This window comes from Paenibacillus farraposensis (assembly GCF_020736845.1).
Classification (GTDB): Bacteria; Bacillota; Bacilli; order Paenibacillales; family Paenibacillaceae; genus Paenibacillus; species Paenibacillus farraposensis.
In genome coordinates this window covers 1-7858 of the sequence record NZ_JAFFQR010000018.1, presented here as the reverse complement: position 1 = coordinate 7858, position 7858 = coordinate 1, and the positions used below count along the sequence as shown (strand labels likewise).

Here is a 7858-nt window from a genome sequence, read left to right as displayed (position 1 = left end):
TACAACGACATAATCAGAGAATCAACCTCTTGAATAGATTGAGGAGCATTTCCATCTAGGAGAAACCCCAGCCCTTGTGCAGCATTTAAAAATTCATTTGGGGTGAACTACACGCCACCTAAGAGGTGGGTGCTTCTTGGTCAATAGAGCAACCGCTCCAAGTTTACCCAAGCTTACAGGATAGTCCCTATCCCAATAGATGCAATTACATTGCGAGCTTCAGAAGGTTGTTGGCTGCGTTTATATCTCTATCGTGATGCGCGTTGCATTCTGGACAAGTCCATTCACGCAAGCCAAGATTCTTCACATCTGCATTTTTGTAACCGCAACATGAGCATAATTGGCTACTAGCGTAGTTCTTAGGTGCAATCATCAGATCACGTCCATACCACTTCGCTTTATATTCTAGCATTGAACGGAACAGGCTCCAGGATACTTCACTAATCGCCTTGGCAAGCTTTGGATTCTTCATCATGTTCTTTACTCGAAGGTCTTCCATGACAATGACTTGGTTTTCGTTAATCATCTTGGAAGATACTTTGTGCAAGAAGTCCTGACGCTGATTACGAATCTTTTCATGCAACTTGGCTACTTTCAACCTAGCCTTATAGCGGTTAGTGCTTCCCTTCTTTTTGCGTGACCAGTCCTTTTGCAATTTTGCTAATCGCTTTTCAGACTTGCGAAGGTACTTGGGGTTCTCGATTGTTTCGCCATCGGAAGTAATAGCAAACGACTTCAAGCCCAGATCAACACCCATCTTATTATCACGCTTAGGCAAAGGCTGAATGCGTTTCCACCAGTAAGGAAACGTAATACTTCCCTGACGGTGTTTTGGATACCGTACACGACTTGATGAGTCCAACGAATGGACGATGCAATTTGATTCGGATGAGTTTTCTCAACTTAGGAAGCTTTATATAACCGTCTGCAACGCTTACTGTGCCATTCTGATTATTCGTTGTGTAGCTGTGACTGTTGGTCTTCTTGCTCTTGAATTTAGGAAAACCGACGCTCTTATCACGGAAGAAATGCTTATATGCCTTGTCTAAGTTCAGTTGAGCATTGGCAAGCGCAAGACTGTCCACTTCTTTCAGCCAGTTGAATTCCTTCTTGTATTGAGCAGGCGTATTCTTGAGCATGGTTTCAGTTTGCTTATAATGCTCGATCTTATCTGCAAGCATTTTGTTGTAGATGAATCGAACACAACCGAACACTTTTGCAAAGTATAGCTGCTGTTCATGGTTCGGATAGATGCGATACTTATAGTCTTTCAGCAATTCCTATCATCCTTTCATGCCTTGATTTTTGATGTATTTCTTGATTACGTCTATGGGTGCTCCACCAGTTGTAAGTAGGTTAGGAACGTGACCAAAAATACTCTTTCCAAAGCGATTTTCGAATGATTGGGAATTCCTTCGGATGAGTTTTCATAAGGATATGAACATGATCCCTGTCATGGTTCCATTCCAGCAAAGAGAGTTGTATTTCGGCTGAATGTATTCGAATATCTCTTTCAGACGTTCGGATATTTCAGCAGTAATTACTTTCCTGCAATACTTGATTACTAGAATCAAGTGGTAATTTAGCAAGAGCACTGAATGGTTATTTGAGTCTAATTGAATTGTTCCCACAACCTTTTCTAAAATATGACTGAATACTTCCGTTATAGTAATTTAGGCTGTAGGAGTCCACGTTGATCAGACCGTTGCCATTCATCCCTCACTTTAGAAGATGGGGGAATTCTGACAACTATTTGTTAAAATTTGGTTCACAAGCGGAATAGTGTGAGTACATATAATAACCTTCTTATTGTTTTGAACGGCCCACTTAGCTGCTGGCAGTAAGTATCCCAAAGATTTACCCGTTCCAGTCCCTGCTTCACAAAGTAAGTGTTTTTCCTCTACCAAGCATTCTCCTACTTTAGAAGAGATATGGATTTGAGGAGCTCTTGGAGAGTATCCAGCAACAATTTTGGATAAATGACCGCCTTGTTTGAAAGTCCTTTCTATGAAACTTTGCATATATCTTTTTCCCTTCTCGTGTATCTTTTTTATGTAATGGGAGGGGAAGCCCCCCCCCCCCATATCTTTTTATTGCTACTTATTTATTTTTTTGAAGCATAGCATATTATAGATGACCTCTGCGGCCTCGGCGCGAGTGATATATTGTTTTGGACGGAAGCTGCCGTCCGGATATCCTCGTACCAAATTGTGCTCTGTAAGCCCAAGTACATCTTCTCGAGCCCATGCAATAATATTTGAAGTATCTGAATATACACTAACCTCTTGTTGTGGTACAGATTTAACTACGTTATTAGTCATTTTTGCAGCTTGTTCCCTATTAATGACTCGATCAGGAGCGAATACCATGCTGCTAAATCCACGTGCTACTTGATCTTTTATCGCCGTTTTTAGCGGATCGATATACCAAGCAGAAGGATTGATATCCTCAAAGCTTAGGGACACATCCGACTCATTCGGTAAATTGAGTGCTCTCACAAGCATGGATGTAAATTCAACCCGTGTTACTGGTCTACTTGGTTCAAACAGATTGTTCGAGGTTCCCTTGATGATGCCTTTATCAGCAAGTTCATTGATCTTGTCTTTGTTAAAAGTTCGATCAATATCCTCAAAACGGTTTGATTTTTTATTAACTGTTACATCTCCTGTTTGAATCTTAGGGATATCTGGCGTTTGTTCAACAATCGGTAAAACACTTTTTGGGGTTGGATTAGTACCTCCACCAGCTCCCCTTCCACCAGCAGCAGAGGTTCCACTTGTTTTACCAATCGTCTGCTTTTCCTTTGTCTTCTTTCCTTCGCTGTTTTCCGCCCACAAAATAATGGTATAAGACTTCTTCTCTTTCAGATTGTTCCAACTGTAGCTACGATCCTTGCCACGGTACAATTCAACGCCTTGATCATCAGTCAGCACAAAAATATCATTCTTATGCTCAGATTCCCATTCAATTAAGAATTCGCTATTCGTAGTTTTAGTCTTCGAAAACTCAAAATTAGGGGATGGCAATGTTTCAGCTTCAGCCTGTGCCGGCTTTCCTTCGCCTGTTGTATTTATAGGTCTTACCGTAATCCGATAGATTGTTGAGCTGTCCAGTCCAGTTACATTAAAGACATGACCACTGGTATTTCCAATGAGTACTTCGTCTTTATATACATTGTAGCTATCCGCGCCAGACGCTTCTTTCCATGTTGCAACCAAACCCGTATCCGTCACATCTTTAATTAGCATGCCATCTTCTGAAATGGAGCCTGGTAGCGCGCGGTATTTTACTGGAGAAGCATCACCTTCGCCAGTTGTATTTACAGCCTGAATGCTAAAGGAATAAATAATGCCAGGCTGAATATTGGACAATACAATATTCGTCTTATTCGTATTCAAGATTTCACCGTTATCTTTACGGACAATTACATATTTATGCGTACTTTTTGCAGCATCCCAGCTCAATCGAATTTGGCCGTTTCCAAGTTCATCAACCTTTACATTCCCCACCTGCGGTGGCAGCGTAAGAAGTTCTCCTGAAGATGCTGGTCCAAACCCTCCGCTGTTTCCGCTACTAACTTGGAAGCTGTAGTTGCTTCCACCCTCTAGTCCAGAAACCAATACGCGGGTAGTGGTACTATAATAGTCTTGTCCATTAATACTTACCTTGTATTTCGTTGCTCCTTCTACAGCATCCCATGTTATAACCGCACTGTGTTCCTGGATGTCTTCGGCTGTAGGATGGACAACCGATACAGGTGTAGTTGTAGCCGCAATCATCGCATCTTGGCCAATCCCACTGCGATTATAGGCTCTAATCCGAATCGTAGCTGGTTTCCCAGCTGGCAGTCCATCAAATGTATAACGATTGTCTCCACGTGTAATGCGCACATCCGGATCACCGTTAACATTTAAAATATAACCATCAGCTCCTCGGACATCTTCCCATCCTACAGTAATGGAATACACGTCGCTATTTACGCTGGCTAAAGTCTTAACTTGTTCCGGCAGCGTAATGACCCCCAGATGTGTGTAATCCCCATAGCCGCTTGTATTCTCTGCTGATACCGCATAATTATATTCCGTTCCTGGATGCAAGCCTGTGTCCGAAAATTCAGTGTACACATCTTGGTATACAGATGCCTTATCACGTTGTAGCTCATAGTACGTCGCTGTTGTAACGCTGTTCCATTTTAGATCAATGGCATTTTCAGTAACCGTTACATCCTTAAACCCACTCGGGCTGTCCGGCAAACTTAGGAAAGAGACATGCTTTGCTGCGCCTTCACCAGTAGCATTAATGGCTGCTGCCGAAATATCATACACGGTTCCAGGTGCAAGATCCGTAACCAGGTTGTATACGTCCTGAGTAACAGAATTGTTATCAAACACGACTTGACCTGTATTCATATCCGTCGCAACTAAGTGGTACCGATCGGCTGAAGCTACAGGGGTGATGCCAGCCGTTATCCGGGTCGGTGTCCTTGAAACCGTACGTATCTGAATGTTTTCCGGGGCATCCGGCAATGTCAGAACACTGATTCGATTGGAATACGCATTACCACCGACATGATTACTAGAGCGTACCTCGTATTCGTATCGATGCCCTCCTTGCAGTCCGGTATCGGTGAAGCTGTTCCCTGGATGAGACACATCCCATACCTGATTAGTCGTTAAGTTTCTGAGAGTGTAGGTATAACCATCCGTATATCCAGAAGGAAGTGTCCACTGTAAATCGGCCTCCGTGTTTCTTATAGCTGAAGCGGTAAGTTCGACAGGCTGAGGAGCCTTCTGTATACGAAGAGCCTTACTGGTAGTTTCGTGAACATTGCCTGCACGATCTTTTACTTTAGCGTGAACATACCATTCCCCTTCACTAGACAGAGTTAACTTCGTTTGAGTGTCGGAAGCTGTATCCCATGCAGCCGGTGTGTCCGGACTGTTTGAAATTTTATATTGCATAGACGTCAGATCAATACCTGAATGCTGATCCTGATACTGAATTCCTACTTTAACCTCATCTTCCTTCCAATCGCGGGAATCAGGGGTAACAGTTATTTCAGGCGGTTCCATGTCTATAAAAGAGTTTGTAGTTGCTGGAGCACTACGATTGCCTGCTGCATCGACAGCGACTGCCGCTAGTTTTACCATTCCAGAAGTATTCAACGTTCCAGACGAACCGGGAACATAAGCTCCTTCATTAATCTGATATTCATAATGAATTGGAGCTGTATCCGTTGATCCAGATATCTCAAAGTTGACTGGCTTGTTAGTATAAGCCGAACTCGACGACAGCTTAGAAAGAGTAATATGCGGTGTGCTTGGTTTCGTCCGGTCAATAATCACTTTTTGAGTTACTATTGGGCTTGCTACATCAAGCGTATTAAACGTTCTAGCAGCTATGTCATATACTCCTTCGGATGATAACGTAATAACTCCGTTATACGTTTGCCAAGCTCCTTCAGGAGAGAGACGGTATTGCGTCATCTTAATTCCATTTACAGGGTCGCTCCCCGAATCAATGGCCACATTCACATTGTTTACTGTTGGACCTACTTCAGAGGCGCGAATGACCGGTGCAGTTGGCCCCTTCTTATCGATAATGACTTCCTTGTTGACCTCTTGGCTCACATTGCCCACGTTATCAATAGATCGGGCGTATACGGTGCTTTTCCCGTCCTGGTTGATATGGAATGGGCCACTATAATCCTGCCAATTCTGATTTACTGCGCCTATAACCCGATATTGTGTATGAGCCAACCCAGAGTAATCATCTGTCCCCGCTTGTAGTGACAGCGTATAATCATTACTGTTTCCTGCGGTGGCTATGATCGGCGGTGTTGGCGGCATCTTATCAATGCGAACATTGCCTGAAGAAAGTCCGCTAGTCTGATTTTTAATGTCAACGGTTCTGGCATAGAGCGTGTTTATCCCATGGTCACTTACAGTAAATGGACCTGTATAACGCTGGAACGCTCCTCCATTCAAGCTGTACTCGTAGTAATTTAAACCTTCGGGTGCAACGTCTCCATCAATCCAGACATTAACAGGGTCTTTTACCCAACCAGTACTTGTTTGTCCGGCAGCTCCAACATTTATTTGTGGGGCACTAGGTAAATACTTTGATTTGGGAATAAGTCTTACCCCAAACTGCGTGATGGAAGAAGGTCTGCTAGATGATTTATAACCAAAAGAATGTAGATAACGGAAATTCTTTAGTGTGATATCATTGGTTATTTCTATCCATTTTCCTTGGTAATCATCTCTACCATAGAGGGTTTTAGTAAATGTCCAAGTATAAAGGTTAGTGCCATCAGGCTCCCATCTAGATCCAGCAGAATCAGAAACGTAAATCATGTTGTTTTCAAAATTGCCTAGGACATAGATGAAAACTCTGTAATCATCAGATTTTATTGATGCACCTAGATCAATATAACGATACGTTGGTTCCCCTACACCACACTGATAGTGATAATCACCAGTACCACTATATACATTAGTAGCCCCATGACCTAATGTAGCATTCCAATTGCCCCAGTTATCATTAGCTTGTGTCCCGAGACTATTAGAACACCCGGGTCCGCCCATAATTTCAATTTCTGGTGCTACAGTAGCTGCAGCTGCCTCAGGCGGAAATAAAGGGATGGCAGTAATTGTGATCAAGAATGCTAAGACTACGTAAACCCACCTGCTAGCCTTTCTATCCTTTCTTTTATTAATAGTGTACATATATCTCTCCTTTTCTAGTTAATAATAGAACTAATTTTGTTTTTATTATCTAATCGATTGGATAATTAGAATCTAAAAAAATTTACCTATAACGAAAACAAATGAACTGATGTGAGAAAAGTATATTGTACACTTTTCGAGTCACTGTCAGTGTTAATACATTCCGTAAATTGAACGCAGTCAAAACGATTGTAGTAATCATTGTTAACATGCCTTCTCTACCCCATTTGTTCAGCACCTGAAATTCAGTTATATGGCTATTGATTTTAGTTAAACTGACTGTTTCTCCATAGATATCATCATGCCCAAACGAGATTAGCTTGCTCATCGCCTTTTCTCTGGAATCCAGCAAAGTAGTACGACTAGCCCAATAACCGATGAAGATAGAAGGCGAAAAATGCAAATAGGCTTGATCTTGCTTTATAGAATACTCATACCAACGATTCAATCTCTTTGGGTTTCGTATGGAGTAGCTAAAAAACAGTAAATTCATGAGCGTGACAAATAACACTATGAGGACCACAAGAACGTGGGTTACATGGTACAGAGCCAAGATATAGAGGACTATATCAACTAGCTTAAAGATCCACTTTTGAAACGTATTTTTCTCCTTCACTTCACTGAGAAAATATTCTTAAATAAACAAGCACTAACTCACCAGCACAGAGATATGGAACAAAGGCAATATAGTCAAGATTTTTTTTGACTATTCGATAGCAGAGAACTAACAAATTTGAAACAATAAGAACGAACGTTGTCTCAAAAAAGCCTACAGTGAGCCCAAGCCATGCGACTAATTGAATATCTCCACCACCCATACCACGATTACTAAGTATGGAGAGTATCCACAAGAAAATACCGACGGATAGCGATGAGATAATATATTCTGAAAATGGGTTAGGAGAGTACAAAAATCTTAATACTAGACTTCCAAACAAGGATAAAATTACCCATTTTAACGGAACTATACGCGTTTTTATATCTTGAATGCTGAAAAGATAAAGTACACACAGCGTATATGCCATCTGAATATATAGCCACATATTAATTTCGAGTCCTTACGTTTTGTGTATCCTCAAACATGCTGCCAAAGATTCTGATTTTGTTTGTCGTACATGAAACTAAATTTC

3 protein-coding genes and 2 pseudogenes are annotated in these 7858 nt (G+C 41.7%); all 5 read right to left on the bottom strand.

Translation table 11 applies throughout. The features are described 5' to 3' along the window. Positions 1–205: 205 nt before the first annotated feature. The 5 genes and pseudogenes from tnpB to JO375_RS04300 all read right to left on the bottom strand — a co-directional run bounded on the left by tnpB (position 206) and on the right by JO375_RS04300 (position 7753). Positions 206–1277 (bottom strand): annotated as a pseudogene (gene tnpB, locus JO375_RS04320) (IS200/IS605 family element RNA-guided endonuclease TnpB). Positions 1278–1283: 6 nt separating this feature from the next. After that, positions 1284–1622: pseudogene (gene tnpA, locus JO375_RS04315) on the bottom strand (IS200/IS605 family transposase). A 102-nt stretch (positions 1623–1724) separates the two neighbouring features. Continuing rightward, positions 1725–2021, bottom strand: a complete 297-nt coding sequence (locus JO375_RS04310; RefSeq protein ID WP_229523306.1) for a DEAD/DEAH box helicase — start codon at positions 2019–2021, stop codon at positions 1725–1727. A gap of 75 nt (positions 2022–2096) precedes the next feature. Then, positions 2097–6728 (bottom strand): fibronectin type III domain-containing protein, encoded by a 4632-nt coding sequence (locus tag JO375_RS04305; RefSeq protein WP_229523305.1) that lies wholly within the window; start codon positions 6726–6728, stop codon positions 2097–2099. 617 nt (positions 6729–7345) lie between these two features. Further along, entirely contained in the window at positions 7346–7753 is a 408-nt protein-coding gene (locus JO375_RS04300) for a prepilin peptidase (protein ID WP_229523304.1), read from the bottom strand. Positions 7754–7858 lie beyond the last annotated feature (105 nt).

Excerpts from the sequence above, each read along its gene's own strand:
- JO375_RS04300 (WP_229523304.1), bottom strand. The coding sequence starts at position 7,753 with ATGGCATATACGCTGTGTGTACTTTATCTTTTCAGCATTCAAGATATA.
- JO375_RS04310 (WP_229523306.1), bottom strand. The coding sequence starts at position 2,021 with ATGCAAAGTTTCATAGAAAGGACTTTCAAACAAGGCGGTCATTTATCC.
- JO375_RS04305 (WP_229523305.1), bottom strand. The coding sequence starts at position 6,728 with ATGTACACTATTAATAAAAGAAAGGATAGAAAGGCTAGCAGGTGGGTT.